Annotated in this window: 13 protein-coding genes; 10 read left to right on the top strand and 3 right to left on the bottom strand. The window is 71.4% G+C overall.

Going from position 1 to position 17,286, the window contains the following annotated elements:
* Position 1 precedes the first annotated feature (1 nt).
* The 6 genes from PYS65_RS09285 (at position 2) to PYS65_RS09260 (ending at position 6,553) form a co-directional block, all read left to right on the top strand.
* Entirely contained in the window at positions 2–763 is a 762-nt protein-coding gene (locus PYS65_RS09285) for a DUF3710 domain-containing protein (protein WP_279333375.1), read from the top strand.
* 164 nt (positions 764–927) lie between these two features.
* A complete protein-coding gene (locus PYS65_RS09280; protein WP_279333374.1) occupies positions 928–1,632 on the top strand; it encodes an ABC transporter ATP-binding protein in 705 nt (234 codons plus the stop codon).
* Positions 1,633–1,988: 356 nt separating this feature from the next.
* Positions 1,989–4,574, top strand: a complete 2,586-nt coding sequence (locus tag PYS65_RS09275; protein ID WP_279333373.1) for a sensor histidine kinase — start codon at positions 1,989–1,991, stop codon at positions 4,572–4,574.
* Entirely contained in the window at positions 4,571–5,248 is a 678-nt protein-coding gene (locus tag PYS65_RS09270) for a response regulator (RefSeq protein ID WP_109380174.1), read from the top strand. Before PYS65_RS09275 ends, PYS65_RS09270 begins: the two co-directional genes overlap by 4 nt.
* A gap of 123 nt (positions 5,249–5,371) precedes the next feature.
* On the top strand, positions 5,372–5,770 hold the full coding sequence (locus PYS65_RS09265; RefSeq protein ID WP_109380175.1) for an OB-fold nucleic acid binding domain-containing protein: 399 nt from the start codon (positions 5,372–5,374) through the stop codon (positions 5,768–5,770).
* Positions 5,771–5,773: 3 nt separating this feature from the next.
* The gene (locus PYS65_RS09260; RefSeq protein ID WP_279333372.1) at positions 5,774–6,553 is read left to right on the top strand and encodes a DUF3159 domain-containing protein; all 780 of its coding nucleotides are present in this window, start codon (positions 5,774–5,776) and stop codon (positions 6,551–6,553) included.
* Positions 6,554–6,638: 85 nt separating this feature from the next.
* On the opposite strand, the gene PYS65_RS09255 is transcribed toward PYS65_RS09260, so the two are convergent.
* Positions 6,639–7,316, bottom strand: coding sequence for a potassium channel family protein (locus PYS65_RS09255; RefSeq protein WP_279333371.1), 678 nt, complete (start codon positions 7,314–7,316; stop codon positions 6,639–6,641).
* Positions 7,316–7,987 carry a potassium channel family protein gene (locus PYS65_RS09250; protein ID WP_279333370.1) on the bottom strand — a complete coding sequence of 224 codons (672 nt, stop codon included), beginning with the start codon at positions 7,985–7,987 and terminating at the stop codon, positions 7,316–7,318. The genes PYS65_RS09255 and PYS65_RS09250 overlap by 1 nt, the downstream gene beginning before the upstream one ends.
* A gap of 577 nt (positions 7,988–8,564) precedes the next feature.
* On the opposite strand from PYS65_RS09250, the gene PYS65_RS09245 reads away from it, so the two are divergent.
* Both PYS65_RS09245 and PYS65_RS09240 read left to right on the top strand, forming a co-directional pair.
* Positions 8,565–10,625, top strand: coding sequence for an APC family permease (locus PYS65_RS09245; protein WP_279333369.1), 2,061 nt, complete (start codon positions 8,565–8,567; stop codon positions 10,623–10,625).
* Positions 10,626–10,692: 67 nt separating this feature from the next.
* Positions 10,693–12,021 (top strand): class I SAM-dependent RNA methyltransferase, encoded by a 1,329-nt coding sequence (locus PYS65_RS09240; RefSeq protein WP_279333368.1) that lies wholly within the window; start codon positions 10,693–10,695, stop codon positions 12,019–12,021.
* A gap of 692 nt (positions 12,022–12,713) precedes the next feature.
* On the opposite strand, the gene PYS65_RS09235 is transcribed toward PYS65_RS09240, so the two are convergent.
* The gene (locus PYS65_RS09235) at positions 12,714–14,732 is read right to left on the bottom strand and encodes a GxGYxYP domain-containing protein (protein ID WP_279333367.1); all 2,019 of its coding nucleotides are present in this window, start codon (positions 14,730–14,732) and stop codon (positions 12,714–12,716) included.
* Between the two features lie 446 nt (positions 14,733–15,178).
* Between PYS65_RS09235 and PYS65_RS09230 the strand changes: the two genes are divergently transcribed.
* Positions 15,179–16,126: a ribokinase gene (locus PYS65_RS09230; RefSeq protein WP_341483681.1), complete on the top strand. Its 948-nt coding sequence runs from the start codon at positions 15,179–15,181 to the stop codon at positions 16,124–16,126.
* Entirely contained in the window at positions 16,123–17,160 is a 1,038-nt protein-coding gene (locus PYS65_RS09225; protein WP_279333365.1) for an ABC transporter permease, read from the top strand. Before PYS65_RS09230 ends, PYS65_RS09225 begins: the two co-directional genes overlap by 4 nt.
* Positions 17,161–17,286 lie beyond the last annotated feature (126 nt).

Genomic DNA, 17,286 nt, shown 5'->3' with positions numbered 1-17,286 from the left:
CGTGTTCGGACGTCGCAAGAAGAGGGATGCCGCCGAGGGCGCGGCCGGCGAGGCCGAGCAGGTCGTCGACGGTGTCGACACGGAGGCCGGAGGCGAGCGCGAGCGGCTGAGGCTCGAGCCCGCACCGCGGCCCGACGGGCCCTGGGACAGTTCCGAGGTGAGCGCGCCCGGCGAGGGCCGGGTCGATCTGGGCGGTCTGTTCGTGCCCGGCGTGGACGGCATGGAGCTGCGGGTCGAGGTCGCGGGCGACGCGATCGTCGCGGCCACCGTCGTGGTGCACGACAGCGCCATCCAGCTGCAGGGCTTCGCGGCCCCCAAGCGCGAGGGCATCTGGAGCGAGGTCCGCGAGGAGATCGCGTCCGGCATCACCCAGCAGGGCGGCATCATCGACGAGGTCGAGGGCCCGCTGGGCTGGGAGCTGCGTGCCCAGGTACCGGTGCAACTGCCCGACGGCACGGGCGGTTTCCAGGTCGTACGGTTCGTCGGCGTGGACGGCCCGCGCTGGTTCCTGCGCGGGGTGATCTCGGGTCAGGGCGCGGTGCAGCCGCAGGCCGCCGGGCTGCTGGAGCAGATCTTCCGGGACACGGTCGTGGTGCGCGGGGACGGCCCGATGGCGCCGCGCGACCCGATCGTCCTGAAGCTGCCGGACGACGCCCAGATGGTCCCCGAGGGCGTGCAGCAGGACGAGGGCTCCGAGGGCTCCCGCTTCGCGGGCGGCATGGGGCAGCTGGCGCGCGGCCCGGAGATCACCGAGGTCCGCTGAGCCCGTCGAGTCGGTCGAGCGGGGCAGGGGCCGCACCCGGCCGGGTGCGGCCCCTGCCCCGCTCGACCGCTCCGGCCCGTTGATCGACAGGGCGTCCGGCAGCGATACTGGCGGCCCGGTCCGGCGGCGACGTGCGCGACCGGTACCCGGGGGAGGGCGGGCGAATGAGCCAGGCGGTCGGTCAGGTGGGCACCGAGACCATGGTGCGCGTCGAGAACGTGCACAAGTCCTACGGCACCGGAGCCACCGCGGTCCACGCCCTGCGCGGTGTCTCCTTCGACGTACCGCGCGGTGAGCTGATCGCTCTCAAGGGGCGCTCGGGATCCGGCAAGACCACCCTGCTCAACATCGTCGGCGGCCTCGACACCCCGGACGAGGGACGGGTCACCGTCGACGGGCTCGACCTCGCCGGCCTGGACGAGAACGGGCTGCTCGCGCTGCGCCGGGACCGGATCGGCTTCGTCTTCCAGTCCTTCGGGCTCATCCCCATCCTCACCGCCGCCGAGAACGTGGGGGTCCCGCTCCGGCTGCGCCGCGCCGACCCGCGCGAGCGCGAGGAACGCGTGGACCTGCTGCTGTCCCTGGTGGGCCTCGCCGACCACGCGGCACAGCGGCCGGGCGAGCTGTCCGGCGGCCAGCAGCAGCGGGTCGCCATCGCCCGCGCCCTCGCCAACGACCCGGCCCTGCTCATCGCCGACGAGCCGACCGGCCAGCTCGACGCGGAGACCGGGCACTCCGTGATGGAACTGCTGCGCGCGGTGGTGCGCAGCGAGCAGGTCACCGCGGTCGTCGCCACGCACGACGCGACCCTGCTCGGCCTCGCCGACCGCGTCCTGGAACTCGGCGACGGCGAGATCGTCGAACCCTGACGGCCGACCGGCGGCGTCCAGCCGAGTCCTTCGGGGCTCGTCGGTGCCCGTCGGGGTTCGACGGCCTTCGTCAGGGTTCCGTCAAGGACGCGCTCACCACCCCGAGCAGCATCTTTCGCCGCACCGGACGACCGTAGGGTCGACTCTGCACGGGCAGTAAGGGCCACCCGGACAGCACTGCCCTCAGACCGGAAGACAATGAGGCCGTGACTCCGCTCCCCTCCCGAAGGAAGGGGGCTTCCCACCCGAAGGTTGCGGTCCAGCCCGAACCGATCCCTCGCGGGACACCAGAGACGTACATCAGAGATTCGATCCCCCCGCCGGCTGAAGCCGGTGGTTCCCTCGAAAGGGGTCCGATGGGACGCGGCAGACTTCGGATCCACCTCGGCGCGGCACCGGGCGTCGGCAAGACGTACGCGATGCTCTCCGAGGCGCAGCGCCGTGTCGAGCGGGGCACCGACTGCGTGGTGGGGTTCGTCGAGCACTACGACCGGCCGCGCACCAGGGCGCTGCTGGACGGCCTCGAACAGGTACCGCGCAAGGAACTGGAGCACCGCGGCGCCCTCCTTCCCGAGATGGACCTCGACGCCGTCCTCGCCCGCCGCCCCCAGGTGGTCCTCGTCGACGAACTCGCCCACACCAACGTGCCCGGCGTGCGCAACGCCAAGCGCTGGCAGGACGTGGAGGAGCTGCTGGCCGCCGGGATCGACGTGCTGTCGACCCTCAACATCCAGCACCTGGAGTCCCTCGGTGACGTCGTGGAGTCGATCACCGGCGTACGGCCGCGGGAGACCGTACCGGACGAGGTGGTCCGGCGGGCCGAACAGATAGAGCTGGTCGACATGACGCCCGAGGCGCTGCGCCGCCGGATGGCGCACGGCAACGTGTACCAGCCGGACAAGGTCGACGCGGCCCTGTCGAACTACTTCCGCCCCGGCAACCTCACCGCGCTGAGGGAGCTCGCGCTGCTGTGGGTGGCCGACCGGGTCGACGAGTACCTGCAGCGGTACCGCAGCGAGCACGACGTCTCGGCCATCTGGGGCTCACGCGAACGGATCATGGTCGGCCTGACCGGCGGACCCGAGGGCCGCACCCTGATCCGCCGTGCCGCGCGGCTCGCGGAGAAGGGCGCCGGGGGCGAGGTGCTCGCGGTCTACATCGCCCGCGGCGACGGGCTCACCGCCGCCTCGCCGGGGGAGCTGGCCGAACAGCGGACCCTGGTGGAGAACCTGGGCGGCACCTTCCACCACGTCGTCGGGGACGACATCCCGGCCGCCCTGCTCGCCTTCGCGCGCGCGGCGAACGCCACCCAGATCGTGCTGGGCTCCTCACGCCGCAAGGCGTGGCAGTACGTCTTCGGTCCCGGCGTCGGCGCGACCGTCGCACGGGACTCCGGTCCCGACCTGGACGTGCACATCGTCACCCACGAGGCGATCGCCAAGGGGCGCGGACTGCCGGTGGCCCGGGGCGCCCGGCTCGGACGGTCCCGGGTGGCGTGGGGCTGGGCGGTCGGGGTGGCGGGTCCCGCGGTGCTGGCCCTGCTGCTCAACGCCTTCGACCCGGGCCTGGCCAACGACATGCTGCTGTTCCTGGCGCTGACCGTGGCGGCGGCCCTGCTCGGCGGCCTGCGGCCGGCCCTGGCCTCGGCGGCCTTCGGCTCGCTGCTGCTGAACTACTTCTACACCCCGCCCCTGCACCGCTGGACGATCTCCGACCCGAAGAACATCGTCGCCATCGTGATCTTCGTCGCCGTCGGTGCGGCGGTGGCGTCCGTGGTCGACCTGGCCGCCCGCCGCACCCATCAGGCGGCCCGGCTGCGTGCCGAGTCGGAGATCCTCTCCTTCCTGGCCGGCAACGTGCTGCGCGGCGAGACCGGTCTGGAGGCGCTGCTGGAACGGGTCCGCGAGACCTTCGGCATGGAGTCGGCGGCGCTGCTGGAACGCGCCGGCGACGTCGAGCCCTGGACCTGCGCCGGGCGGGCCGGCACGGGACCGGTCCTCGAGCGGCCCGACGACGCGGACGTGGACGTTCCGGTCGGGGACCACATGGCGCTCGTCCTGACCGGCCGGGTCCTGCCCGCCGAGGACCGCAGGGTGCTGGGCGCCTTCGCGGCCCAGGCAGCCGCCGCCCTGGACCGCCGGCGACTGCGCGCCGAGGCCGACCGGGCGCGCACCCTGGCCGAGGGCAACCGCATCCGCACCGCCCTGCTGGCCGCCGTCAGCCACGACCTGCGCACCCCGCTCGCCGGGATCAAGGCGGCGGTCTCCTCGCTGCGCTCCGAGGACGTCGACTGGTCGCCCGAGGACCGGGCCGAGCTGCTGGAGGGCATCGAGGGCGGCGCCGACCGGCTGGACCACCTGGTGGGCAACCTGCTCGACATGTCCCGGCTGAACACCGGCACGGTCACCCCGCTGATCCGCGAACTCGACCTCGACGAGGTGGTGCCCATGGCCCTCGGCGGGGTCCCCGAGGGCAGCGTCGCCCTGGACATCCCGGAGACGCTGCCCATGGTCGCCGTCGACCCCGGGCTGCTGGAGCGGGCGGTGGCCAACCTGGTCGAGAACGCCGTCAAGTACGCTCCGTCCGGCACCATCGTCCTGGTCGCCGCGAGCGCGCTCGCGGACCGGGTCGAGGTGCGGGTGGTCGACCGCGGCCCCGGCGTCCCCGATGACGCGAAGGACCGCATCTTCGAGCCCTTCCAGCGTTATGGTGACGCCCCGCGCGGTGCCGGTGTCGGCCTCGGCCTGGCGGTGGCACGCGGCTTCGTGGAGGCCATGGGCGGCTCGCTGAACGCGGACGACACCCCCGGGGGCGGCCTCACCATGACGCTGACCCTCCGCGCGGCGGGCGCCGCGCCGGAACCCGGCCGCCCCGCCGCGCCGGAACCCGGCCGCCCCGCGGAGCCGGCCCGTACCGCAGAACCTGAAAGGCAGTCCTCATGACCCGTGTGCTGGTGGTCGACGACGAGCCGGCGATCGTGCGCGCCCTCGTGATCAACCTCAAGGCCCGCTCGTACGAGGTCGACGCCGCCCAGGACGGTGCCGAGGCCCTCCGCCTGGCCGCCGCCCGCCACCCCGACGTGGTCGTCCTCGACCTGGGCCTGCCCGACATGGACGGCGTCGAGGTGATCAGGGGGCTGCGCGGCTGGACCCGGGTGCCGATCCTGGTGCTCTCCGCCCGGCAGGCCTCCGACGAGAAGGTGCAGGCGCTCGACGCGGGAGCCGACGACTACGTCACCAAGCCCTTCGGCATGGACGAGCTGCTGGCCAGGCTCCGCGCCGCCGTGCGCCGGGCCGAGCCCTCCGGCGAGGACGACCTGAGGGTGGAGACCGACGGGTTCACCGTCGACCTGGCCGCGAAGAAGGTGCACCGGGACGGCAAGGACGTACGGCTGACCCCCACCGAATGGCACCTGCTGGAGGTGCTGGTGCGCAACGGCGGCCGGCTGGTCGCGCAGAAGCAGCTGCTGAAGGAGGTCTGGGGGCCCTCGTACGGGACGGAGACCAACTACCTGCGCGTGTACATGGCGCAGCTGCGCCGCAAGCTGGAGGCCGACCCGTCCCACCCGAAGCACTTCATCACCGAGCCGGGCATGGGCTACCGCTTCGAGCGGTGAGCGCACACCCCGGTGACCGCACGTCCAGGTGACCGCACGTCCAGGTGAACGCGCGCCCCGGCGGTTCGAGCCGGTTCACCAGGGGGTACGTAACCGTCGGAGCACCCCGGTACGCTTTCAGACATGAGTGCTGTTCCTCGCTCGGACAAACCGGCGGGCCGGTTCCGGCGTATGCTCGATCGGCTCTCCTCGTCGCAGGAGGACCTGGAGTCCGAGGAGCTGCGCGAGGACACGGAGACCACGGGCTGCACGCGGATAGACGACTGCCAGGACCGGCAGATCGTCACGGTTACTGGTACCTTGCGCACGGTCACGCTCCGGCCGCGCGCGGGGGTCCCGGCACTGGAGGCCGAACTGTTCGACGGCTCCGCCGCGCTGGACGTGGTGTGGCTCGGCCGGCGCTCCATCGTCGGGATCGAACCGGGGCGCAAACTGATCGCATCGGGCCGCATCGCCATGAGCAGGGGTCGCCGGGTGCTGTTCAATCCGAAATACGAACTGAGACCCCTCGGACGGGAGTAGCCGGTGACGTCGCTCGACAAGCCGACAACCGAAGACACATCTGCCGACGACGCCAAGGCGGTGACCGAGGCCGCCCTGTTCGAGGCGTTCGGCGGAGTGCGGGGCATGGTCGAGACGGTGCTGCCCGGACTTCTCTTCGTCAGCATCTACACGATCAACAAGGACCTGCACATGTCGGCGATCGCGGCGCTCGCCGTGTCGCTGGTGATGGTCGTGGTCCGGCTGGCGAGGAAGGACACCGTCAAGCACGCCTTCAGCGGCGTCTTCGGCGTCGGCTTCGGTGTGGTCTTCGCGATGATGACCGGCAACGCCAAGGACTTCTACCTGCCGGGCATGCTCTACACCCTGGGCCTGGCCCTCGCGTACATCATCACCGCGATGGCCGGGGTCCCGCTGATCGGCCTGATGCTGGGCCCCGTCTTCCGGGAGAACCTCTCCTGGCGCACCCGTAACCCGGGCCGCAAGAAGGCGTACACCAAGGCCAGTTGGGCCTGGGGTCTGATCCTGCTCGGCAAGTGCGCGATCCTGTTCCCGCTGTACTGGTGGGCGGACACGACGCAGCTGGGCTGGGTCCTGGTCGCCCTGAAGATCCCGCCGTTCCTGCTCGCCGTGTACCTGACGTGGGTGTTCCTGGCGAAGGCGCCGCCGCCGATCGACGTGTTCGCGGAGATGGAGGCGGAGGAGCGGGCCGAGGAGGAGCGCAAGGCCGCCCGCGAGGCGGAGACGGCGAAGCCGGCGGAGAACGGCGGGGCGACGACGACCGGCCGGCACCGCCGCCCCTGAGTTCCTTCCGCAGCCGCGTACGTGAGTGGGGGCGCCCGGAGAACACCGGGCGCCCCCACTCACGTACAGCCCCGCCGGACCGGCGCTAGCGTGCCGCGTCGTTCCGGCGTACCGACAGCAGGTCCTCCAGTTGCTCCTCGCGGGACTGGGCGGCCACGAAGAGCAGTTCGTCGCCCGCCTCCAGGGAGTCCTCCCGGGTCGGCGTGAGAACGCGCGTCCCACGGATGATCGTGACCAGCGAGGTGTCCTGGGGCCACTGGACGGCGCCGACCTGGGTGCCCGCCAGCGCCGACTCCTCGGGCAGGGTCAGCTCGACCAGGTTGGCGTCACCGTGGCTGAAGCGCAGCAGCCGGACCAGGTCGCCGACGCTGACCGCCTCCTCCACCAGGGCCGACATCAGGCGCGGGGTGGAGACGGCGACGTCCACGCCCCAGGACTCGTTGAACAGCCACTCGTTCTTGGGGTTGTTCACCCGGGAGACGACGCGCGGGACGCCGTACTCCGTCTTCGCCAGCAGGGACACGACCAGGTTGACCTTGTCGTCGCCGGTCGCGGCGATGACGACGTTGCAGCGCTGGATCGCCGCCTCGTCCAGGGAGGTGATCTCGCAGGCGTCGGCGAGCAGCCACTCGGCCTGCGGAACGCGCTCGACCGAGATGGCGGTCGGCGCCTTGTCGATGAGCAGGACCTCGTGGCCGTTCTCCAGCAGCTCGCCCGCGATCGAGCGGCCGACGGCGCCGGCTCCGGCAATGGCGACCCTCATCAGTGACCGCCCTCCTCTTCGGGGCCCTTGGCGAACGCCGCCTCGACCCGGTCGATCTCGTCGGTGCGCATCATCACGTGCACCAGGTCCCCCTCCTGCAACACCGTCTGGGAGCTGGGCAGAATCGCCTCGCCGAGCCGGGTGAGGAAGGCCACGCGGACGCCGGTCCGGTCCTGCAGCTTGCTGATCCTGTGCCCCACCCAGGCCGGGGAGGTGTGCACCTCGGCGAGCTGGACCCCGCCGGTGGGGTCGCGCCACAGCGGCTCCGCGCCCGAGGGGAGCAGCCGGCGCAGCATCTGGTCGGCGGTCCAGCGGACCGTCGCGACCGTGGGGATGCCCAGGCGCTGGTAGACCTCCGCGCGGCGGGGGTCGTAGATGCGGGCGGCGACGTTCTCGACGCCGAACATCTCACGGGCCACCCGCGCGGCGATGATGTTGGAGTTGTCCCCGCTGGAGACGGCGGCGAAGGCGCCGGCCTCCTCGATGCCCGCCTCGCGCAGGGTGTCCTGGTCGAAGCCGACCCCGGTGACCCGGCGGCCGTTGAACGCGGAGCCCAGACGGCGGAAGGCGGTCGGGTCCCGGTCGATCACGGCGATCGTGTGCCCCTGCTCCTCCAGGGTCCGAGCCAGGGCGGAACCCACTCTTCCGCAACCCATGATGACAATATGCATGGCCTCACACCGCGCTTCCTGCAGGCCCGTCGATCTTCATGGCCATCGTGCTCATGTCTCTCTTTCGGCTCGCCGGGCACCCCGTGGCGGCCTGAGTGCGGACCGCCGGGCAACATCATGCCGGGGCGGAGCGCCTCCGATGTCCTCCGGGGCTCCGGTCGCAGCGTGTGGGGGCCGCGTGCGGCTGCCGCGTCCGGGCGCCCGGGTCCAACGTATCGGCACGGCGGGACGATCAGCGGCGGGTGATGCTGCGCATGCTGGCCAGGGCCAGGATCCCGAGACAGAGAAGCGCGGCCACGGCACCGATCAGTTCGGCGGACGCGTGCATGGAACCTCCACGGAGGGGCGGCGGACGGGGCCCGGTCATAGCCCAGTCATATAGGCATGGAACCGACGCCTCCCGCGGAACCCGCAGCGCCACCACCCCGTGTTTTCACCCGGAGAGCAGAGGCGCCCGCCCCCGCCGCGCCCCGCGACACGAGCCCCGTTCGGAACCCGTTCGGAACCCGTACGGAAGCCGTATGGATGTGAGCGGCGGACGGGAGTCCCTGTGTTCGAAGGCATACGATCCTCAGTTGTGTCCAAACTGACCGACGTGCCCAAACGCATTCTCATCGGGCGCGCGTTGCGCAGCGACCGCTTGGGCGAAACGCTTCTGCCCAAGCGCGTCGCACTCCCCGTCTTCGCCTCCGACCCGCTGTCGTCCGTGGCGTACGCACCCGGTGAGGTCCTGCTCGTCCTCTCCGTCGCCGGTCTGTCGGCGTACCACTTCAGCCCCTGGATCGCGCTCGCGATCGTCGCCCTGATGGTCACCGTGGTCGCCTCCTACCGGCAGAACGTGCACGCCTACCCCAGCGGTGGCGGCGGCTACGAGGTGGTGACCACCAACCTGGGCCCCAGGGCCGGCCGGACCGTCGCGAGCGCCCTGCTGGTCGACTACGTCCTCACCGTCGCCGTGTCGATCTCCGCCGGCGTCGAGAACCTGGGGTCGGCGATCCCGTTCGTCGTCGAGAACAAGGTGGCCTGCGCCATCGCCGTGATCGTGCTGCTGACGCTGATGAACCTGCGCGGCGTCCGGGAGTCGGGCACCCTCTTCGCCATCCCGACGTACGTCTTCGTCGCGGGCGTCTTCACCATGATCGCGTGGGGCGCGTTCCGCGGCGTGGTGCTCGGCGACGAGATGCGGGCGGCGACGGCGGACTTCGAGATCAAACCCGAACACCCCGGCCTGGCGGGCTTCGCCCTGTTCTTCCTGCTGCTGCGCGCCTTCTCCTCCGGCTGCGCCGCGCTCACCGGCGTCGAGGCGATCTCCAACGGCGTCCCGGCCTTCCGCAGGCCCAAGTCCAAGAACGCGGCGACCACGCTCGCGCTGATGGGCCTGCTCGCCGTCACCATGTTCTGCGGCATCATCGCCCTGGCCGGCGCGACCCGGGTGCGCATGGCGGAGAACCCGGCCACGGACCTCTTCCACCACGGCGTACCGCTGGGTCCGGACTACGTACAGCACCCGGTGATCTCACAGGTGGCCGAAGCCGTGTTCGGCCAGGGCAGCCTGCTGTTCCTCCTCCTGGCCGGCGCCACCGCGCTGGTGCTGTTCCTCGCCGCGAACACCGCCTACAACGGCTTCCCGCTGCTCGGCTCGATCCTCGCCCAGGACCGCTACCTCCCGCGTCAGCTGCACACCCGCGGCGACCGGCTCGCCTTCTCCAACGGCATCGTGCTGCTGGCCGGCGCCGCCATCGTGCTGGTGTGGGTGTACGGCGCCAGCACGACACGCCTGATCCAGCTCTACATCGTCGGCGTGTTCGTGTCCTTCACCCTCAGCCAGATCGGCATGGTCCGGCACTGGAACCGCCTGCTGGCCGTCGAGAAGGAGCAGGCCAAGCGCCGTCACATGATCCGCTCCCGGGCCATCAACGCCTTCGGCGCCTTCTTCACCGGCCTGGTCCTGGTCGTCGTGCTCGTCTCCAAGTTCACCCACGGCGCCTGGGTCGCGCTGCTCGGCATGTGCGTCTTCTACGTGACGATGACGATGATCCGCCGGCACTACGACCGCGTCGCCGAGGAGGTCGCCGCACCGGAGGAGCCGAGCGACGACATGGTGCGCCCGTCCCGGGTCCACTCGGTCGTCCTGGTCTCCAGGATCCACCGCCCCACCCTGCGCGCCCTCGCCTACGCCAAGCTGATGCGCTCCGACAGCCTCGAGGCGCTCAGCGTCAACGTCGACGCGGCGGAGACCCGGGCGCTGCACGAGGAGTGGGAGCGACGCGGCATCGAGGTGCCCCTGAAGGTGCTGGACTCCCCCTACCGCGAGGTCACCCGGCCGGTCATCGAGTACGTCAAGAGCCTGCGCAGGGAGTCGCCGCGGGACGTGGTGTCCGTGTTCATCCCCGAGTACGTGGTCGGCCGCTGGTACGAGCAGCTGCTGCACAACCAGAGCGCGCTGCGGCTGAAGGCCCGGCTGCTGTTCACACCGGGCGTGATGGTGACCTCGGTGCCGTACCAGCTGCAGTCCTCCGAGGTGGCCAGGCGGCGCGCCCGCAAGCGGGCGGACTGGTCGGCGCCGGGTGCGGTGCGGCGCGGTCCGGTCGAGCGGGGTTCGGAGCAGCGGTCCAAGGGCTCCTCCAAGGACACGTAGACTGGACGGCTGTCGTCGCGGGCCACTGCCCGCATCTTCGCCCCCGATGTTGTGGAGTCACCCCGCCATGCAGGCAGAACCGAGGAAATCACTGGTGGGGGAGGAGTACGAGGTCGAGGTCGGCCCCGTCGCCCACGGAGGCCACTGCATCGCCCGTACGGCCGAGGGACAGGTGTTGTTCGTCCGGCACACGCTGCCCGGCGAGCGGGTCGTCGCGCGGGTGACCGAGGGCGAGGAGGGGGCCCGCTTCCTGCGCGCGGACGCGGTGACGGTGCTCGACGCCTCCAAGGACCGGATCGACGCCCCCTGCCCGTACGCCGGGCCCGGCCGTTGCGGCGGCTGCGACTGGCAGCACGCCAAGCCGGGAGCACAGCGGCGGCTGAAGGGCGAGGTCGTCGCCGAGCAGCTGCGGCGGCTCGCCGGGCTCACGCCCGAGGAGGTCGGCTGGGACGGCACGGTGGTTCCCGCCGAGGGCGACAAACTCCCCGCCGGCCAGGTCCCGGCGTGGCGCACGCGCGTGCAGTACGCGGTGACCGCCGACGGCCGCGCGGGACTGCGCCGGCACCGCTCGCACGAGGTCGAGCCCATCGACCACTGCATGATCGCCGCGGAGGGCGTCAGCGAGCTGGGCATCGAGAAGCGGGACTGGACGGGCATGGACTCCGTCGAGGCGATCGCCGCGACGGGCTCGCAGGACCGCCAGGTAGTCCTGACCCCGAAACCGGGTGCGCGCCTGCCCCTGGTCGAACTGGACCGCCCCGTCTCCGTCCTGCGCATCGACGAACGCAACGGTCAGGTCCACCGTGTCCACGGCCGCCCCTTCGTCCGTGAACGCGCCGACGGCCGCACCCACCGGGTCGCAGGCGGAGGCTTCTGGCAGGTCCACCCGAAGTCGGCGGACACCCTGATCACCGCGGTCATGCAGGGTCTGCTGCCCCGCAAGGGCGACACGGCCCTCGACCTGTACTGCGGCGCCGGCCTGTTCGCGGGCGCGCTGGCCGACCGGGTCGGCGAGCAGGGCGCGGTCCTCGGCATCGAGTCCGGCAAGCGCGCGGTGGAGGACGCCCGGCACAACCTCGCCGACTTCCCCCGCGTCCGCATCGAGCAGGGCAAGGTCGACTCGGTCCTGCCCCGCACCGGAATCACCGAGGTCGACCTCGTCGTCCTCGACCCGCCCCGCGCGGGCGCCGGCCGCACGACCGTGGCCCACCTGACCTCCCTGGGCGCCCGCCGCATCGCCTACGTCGCCTGCGACCCGGCCGCCCTCGCCCGCGACCTGGCGTACTTCCGGGACGGCGGGTACCGGGTACGGATGCTGCGCGTGTTCGACCTGTTCCCGATGACGCACCACGTGGAGTGCGTGGCGATTCTGGAGCCTGCTGAGAAGGGGCGTTGACCTGCGGTTCTGTGAAAGCGGGGGATGAATTCGACGTCTTTCCCCGGTGGAAACAGTTCGAGGCGTGATGGCTTGGCCCTGTGGACTTTGGCCTGGGCTTTTCCGGTGTGGTGGCTGATTGTTGCCCGGTCCGCGGACGGGGCGTCCTGGAAGTCCTGACGCTGAAATGACGCTCGTTCTGACGGACTTTCAGGTGGGTGGTGCGCGGACACGGGCGGCTGTCAGGGAGGGAACGGGTGCGGTGAAGCGGGTGGCCGAGACGCTGAGGCCGAGCTCGTCGCCCGTATCGCCGACCGGCTCGACTTCCCCGGCCCACCCACTTCAGCAAGTTCTTCCACCGGCGCACTGGCCAGTCCCAGATCTGGATTCCGGCGGCAACCGGGAGCCGACGCCGAACGCCAGGTTGATCAGGTCCGTAACCGGCCCGCCCTGTGTCGATGCCGGCGGCGGACGGCTGACGCGGGTTACACGTGCCGCCTGTGCATCGAAGTCGACGAGGGTGGCGAGGAACTGTTCGACCTCCCGTCGTAGCCGCGGCGGATCCTCCTCCACGAGGCAGAGGTGAAATCGGGCATCCGCTTCGATGTGGGCGGTGTCTGCCCGGTCGGCGGGTCGCATGGCACAAGCGCTCGTCGCACGCGTACTCGGCGTTGGCCGTTCCGAGGCATCTCCGGAGTGTGGGCCGGGGGGCGTCAGTTGCGGTTGTGGGTCCTGTTCAGCAACTCGAAGAAGACGTCACCGCGCACCACCTCGAACGGGTCGTCCAGGAGTGCCGCGAGGGCTGCGATGTCGTTCGGTGCCCAGGTCCAGGCGTTGATGGCCGCGGCGATGAACAGGGGGCGGGACGGGTCCCGGTGCTCGATGTGCTTCAGCAGTGCGTCCCGGAATTCCGGGCCCTTGCCCTGCGGAAAGAAGTTGCCGATCACCGGGATGCCGCCGGCGCGGGTCTGGAGGTCGCCGGTCTCCCAGGACTGGATGATGCCGCGCAGGGGTGTGTGGCGGGCGTACGAGGAGACGACGCGTTCGTCGAAGGGGGTCCAGCCGTCGCCCGCCGCGTTGCGCGGGTTGTACGCATACACGAGATCCATGCCCGTGCGGCGCAGATAGCGGCCGGTCAGTTCGGTGTAGGCGGCCAGGTGCTCCTCGGGCCAGGAGGCGGGGTAGGTGTAACCGGCGCCGGACGGGCCGCAGACGAGGAGGTCGTTGTCGGTGGCGGTGCGCTGGTAGTGGGCGAGCAGCGCGGGGCCGAGGTCGGCGAGCAGAGGGCTGACGGTCCAGTTGACGGGGACGGTGCCGCGTGCCGGGTCGTCCCAGATGTCCCGCATACGATGCTGGCAGTACTGCACGTTGTCGCCCTCGCCGACGGTGAAAGTGACGTAGACGCGGTTGCGGAGCCTCGCTTTCGGCCGTGTGCGGACACGGCTGGAGACGCGCGCGGGCACACCCGCGTGGACCGTCCCGTTCATGTAGAAGTCCGTGGCGACGACCTCGACGCCGTGCCGCGAGGCGCGGTCGACGCCGCTCCATTCACCGGCCACGTCGTTGGGGAACCAGCCGGTGTAGGGCGTGGTCGGCGCGAGTCGGCTCAGCGCGTCGTCGAGCAGGTCACCGGTCTCGCCGGCGGGCGGCAGCCACAGGACCATGGCCCTGCTCGCGACCGCGTAGTCACGGAAGTGGGGGAACGGTTCGCGTCGGGTCGGGGCCGTGGTGGTGGCGGTGACGAGGAACTGGTTCCACAGGTCGACCTCGGCGACCAGCCGCTCCGTGCCGCCCGGGACGGTGAAACGGTAGACGAAGTAGCCGCCGTCGCCGTCGCCGAACCGGTTGGCGTCGCCGCCGATGGAGGAGTTGAGGCCGTCGAAGAGGTAGGGCCTCTCGGCTTCGGTGCCCGGGGTGAAGCCGACGGTCTGCACCCCGTCGGCGTACAGGGCGACGGAGCCCACGGACGCCCCCCAGCCGTCGTCGCCGAAGGAGTCCTGGAACCGCAGATACACGGCGCCGCCGTTGCCGCCGTCGCTCAGCTCCGGGCTCAGGTCCAGCGTGCGGGTACGGCGGTTGGAGCTGTCGCGCACACGCTCCGTCTCCCTCGCGATCTCCCGCCACCGCACCCCCGTGACGGGCACGGTGCGGACCGGCGGCAGTCCGGCCACCAGGGTGTGGGCGCAGCGTGGGAAGAGGTGGCGGAGCTGCCAGCGGTAGGTGGCGGGCACGTCGTCGGGGTCGAAGCGGCCGCGCAGGTCGGTGACCGTTCTGAGGCCGTGACGGTCGGCCTGTTCCGCGGTGGCCGCCACCGCGTCGGTCAGACCGGCCAGGGTGGTGGCGACATTGACCGAGTCGGGCACGTCCGGGTCGATCAGCACGGCGCCGTGCACCTCGCGGCGGTACCGGTTCACCAGGTCCAGGGCGTGGTCGTGAGGGGTGATGCCCGCGCCGGTGCCGGCCAGCCAGCGCAGGTCGGCGTCCCCGGTGTCGTAACGGAAGTAGAGGCGTGGTTCGCGGCGGTTGACGACGCCCTGGAGGGTCGTGAGAAGCAGTTGGTCGTGGCCGTCGAGGGCGCTGACGTCGGCCACGTCGAGGCGGGTGGGGCGACCGAAGGACGGAAGGAGGCGGGGCGCCGGGGCGGCCCCGGCCCGTGGTGGCCGTACGAGTCCCAGCCCGCCCGCCGCGACAGTCGCGCTGCCCGTCCGCAGCAGATCTCTCCGTGTGACCATCGATGATCTCCGCTTTCCGTAGCTGCTGCGCCCGGACTTGGACATCGTTGTCAATCGCTCGGTGAGCGTAGCGAGAGAATGCGCCGGTCGTCCATGGCGCGTACGGGATGCGGCTGGTTTCCGGCGTTCGGCCAGTCGTACGGCCTCGTTGCCCGTTGCCCGTTGCCCGTTGCCCGGTGACCGGTGAGGGAGAGCCGCTGTGCGCAGCCGTGACGCGAGGGGCCGGGAGTCTTTGGGGCGTTGGCGGTGCGTGGGCCCTCGGTGGCCAACGGCTCCCTGGTCTGCCGGGTTCCTCTGCCTCGGTGGGTCAGCGGAGCACGCCGGTATGTCCTCGCGCGTGTGACGGGGGTGGGGGCGGGGTCGGGGTGGGGGCGGGTGCGTCACGTGTTCGTTGCGTTCCAGGCCATTGACTATGGACATCCCTGTACCTACGCTCTCGCTTGTACATGGTTGTCCATACACAAAGTGGTGTGTCGATGAAGATCGCGGTTGTCGGAAGTTATGGAGCCGGCCTCACCATGCGCGTGCCCAAGGCGCCTGCGGCCGGTGAGACCGTCTCGGGCGGCGTCTTCGACTCGGGCGCCGGCGGGAAGGGCAGCAACCAGGCTGTTGCCGCCGCTCGGCTGGGTGCCGAGGTCACGCTGCTCACGGCCGTCGGCGACGACGAGTTCGGCCGCTCGGCGCGGGAGTTGTGGCAGCGCGAGGGGGTGAGCGCCGAGCACGTGGTCACCGCAGAGGCGCCCACGATGGTCGGGTTCATCCTGGTCGAGCCGTCCGGGGAGAACCGCATCGCCATCGCCCCCGGCGCCCTGGACGAACTGGACGCCGCCGCCGTCGACGCCTTCCGTGCCGAGATCGCCTCCGCCGACATCCTCGTCGTTTCCATGGAAATCCCCGAGGAAGCCGTCGTCGCCGCCCTCCGCGCCGGACGCGAGAACGGCACCCGCACCCTGCTGAACCCGGCCCCCGCCCGGCCGCTGCCCGACGCGTGCTGGCCCCTCATCGACGTGCTCACGCCCAACCAGACGGAGGCCCCCGTCCTCCTCGGCCTCGACGAGGGGCACGGGCTCGGCGACGAGGACCTGGCCCGCGCGCTGCACGAGCGCACCGGCGGCACCGTCGTCATCACCCGAGGCGGCGAGGGCGCGCTGGTCGCCCAGGACACCGGCGTCACCACGGTGCCCCCGCATCCGGCCCGGACGGTCGTGGACACCACGGGCGCCGGGGACTCCTTCACCGCCGCCTTCGCCGTCGCGCTGGCCGAGGGCCGGCCCGTCGACCGGGCCGTGGAGTTCGCCGCCGCCGCGGGCTCGCACACCGTGTCGATCGCGGGCGTCATCCCTGCCCTGCCCACCAGAGCCCAGCTGAACGCCCTGATTGGAAGTGCCTCGTGACCTCGACCACCACCAAGCCGCCCGCCACCGCGGCCCCGGCGTCCGACGCGAGCACCCGGCAGTTCCCGTTCGCGCTGCGCAGACTGCTACACGCGCGGGAGGCCGGCGTCTTCGCCGCGCTCGTCCTGCTCTTCCTCCTGGGCACCGTGCTCTCGCCGACCTTCGCCCAGTCCGACAACCTCCTCTCGGTGGGCCAGCAGATCGCGCAGATCGGCATCATGGCCGTCGGGGCGACCTTCGTCATCCTCAACGGTGAGATCGACCTCTCGGTCGGCTCCACCTACGCCCTCTCCGCGATCTCCACCGGCATGCTCATATCGGACGGCTGGAGCTGGCCCGCGGCCATGTTCGTCGGCCTCGCGGTCGGCGTCCTCGCCGGACTCTTCAACGGCCTGGCCGTGGTGGTCCTCGGCGTCCCGTCCTTCATCGTCACCCTCGGCACGCTCAGCGTCTTCCGCGGCATCGCCCTGCTCATCTCCGACGGCGCTCCGATCTCGCTGAGCTCCTCCCAGCCGGGCGTCGCCGAGTTCAACCTGCTCGGCCAGGGACGGCTGTTCGGCCTCGTGCCCATGCAGTTCGTCTTCTTCGCAGCCGTCGCCGCCCTCGGCGTCGTCCTGCTGGCCCGCTCCCGCTTCGGCTTCAACACCTACGCGGTCGGCGGCAACCAGGAGGCCGCCCGGCTCGTCGGCGTCAACGTCAAGCGGGTCAAGCTGACCGCCTTCGTCCTCTCCGGCTTCACCGCGGGCCTCGCCGGCGTCCTCGGCCTGTCCTTCCTCTCCTACGTGCAGGGCGTGACCGGACAGGGCCTGGAACTCACCGTCATCTCGGCCGTCATCATCGGCGGCGCCGCCCTCTTCGGCGGCTCCGGAACGATGTGGGGCACCGTCATCGGCGTCGCCTTCATCGGTCTCCTTCAGAACATCCTCAACATCAAGGGCATCTCGTCCTTCTGGCAGACCGTCGTCACCGGCCTCGTCATCGTCGCCGCCGTCGCGGCCGACACCTGGCAGCGCAAGCGCAAGACCCGCGCCTGAGCGACGTCGGTCCCCCGTCCGTCCCCCGTCCGACCCGCGCCTGAGCCATTCTGCCCGGCACCCGCACCCGCGTACGACCCCCGTACAACCCGTACCCCCGAGGTACGACCACCCCGCCACCACCCC

This window comes from Streptomyces cathayae (assembly GCF_029760955.1).
Lineage (GTDB): Bacteria > Actinomycetota > Actinomycetes > Streptomycetales > Streptomycetaceae > Streptomyces > Streptomyces cathayae.
This window is presented reverse-complemented; position numbering and strand designations above follow the sequence as displayed.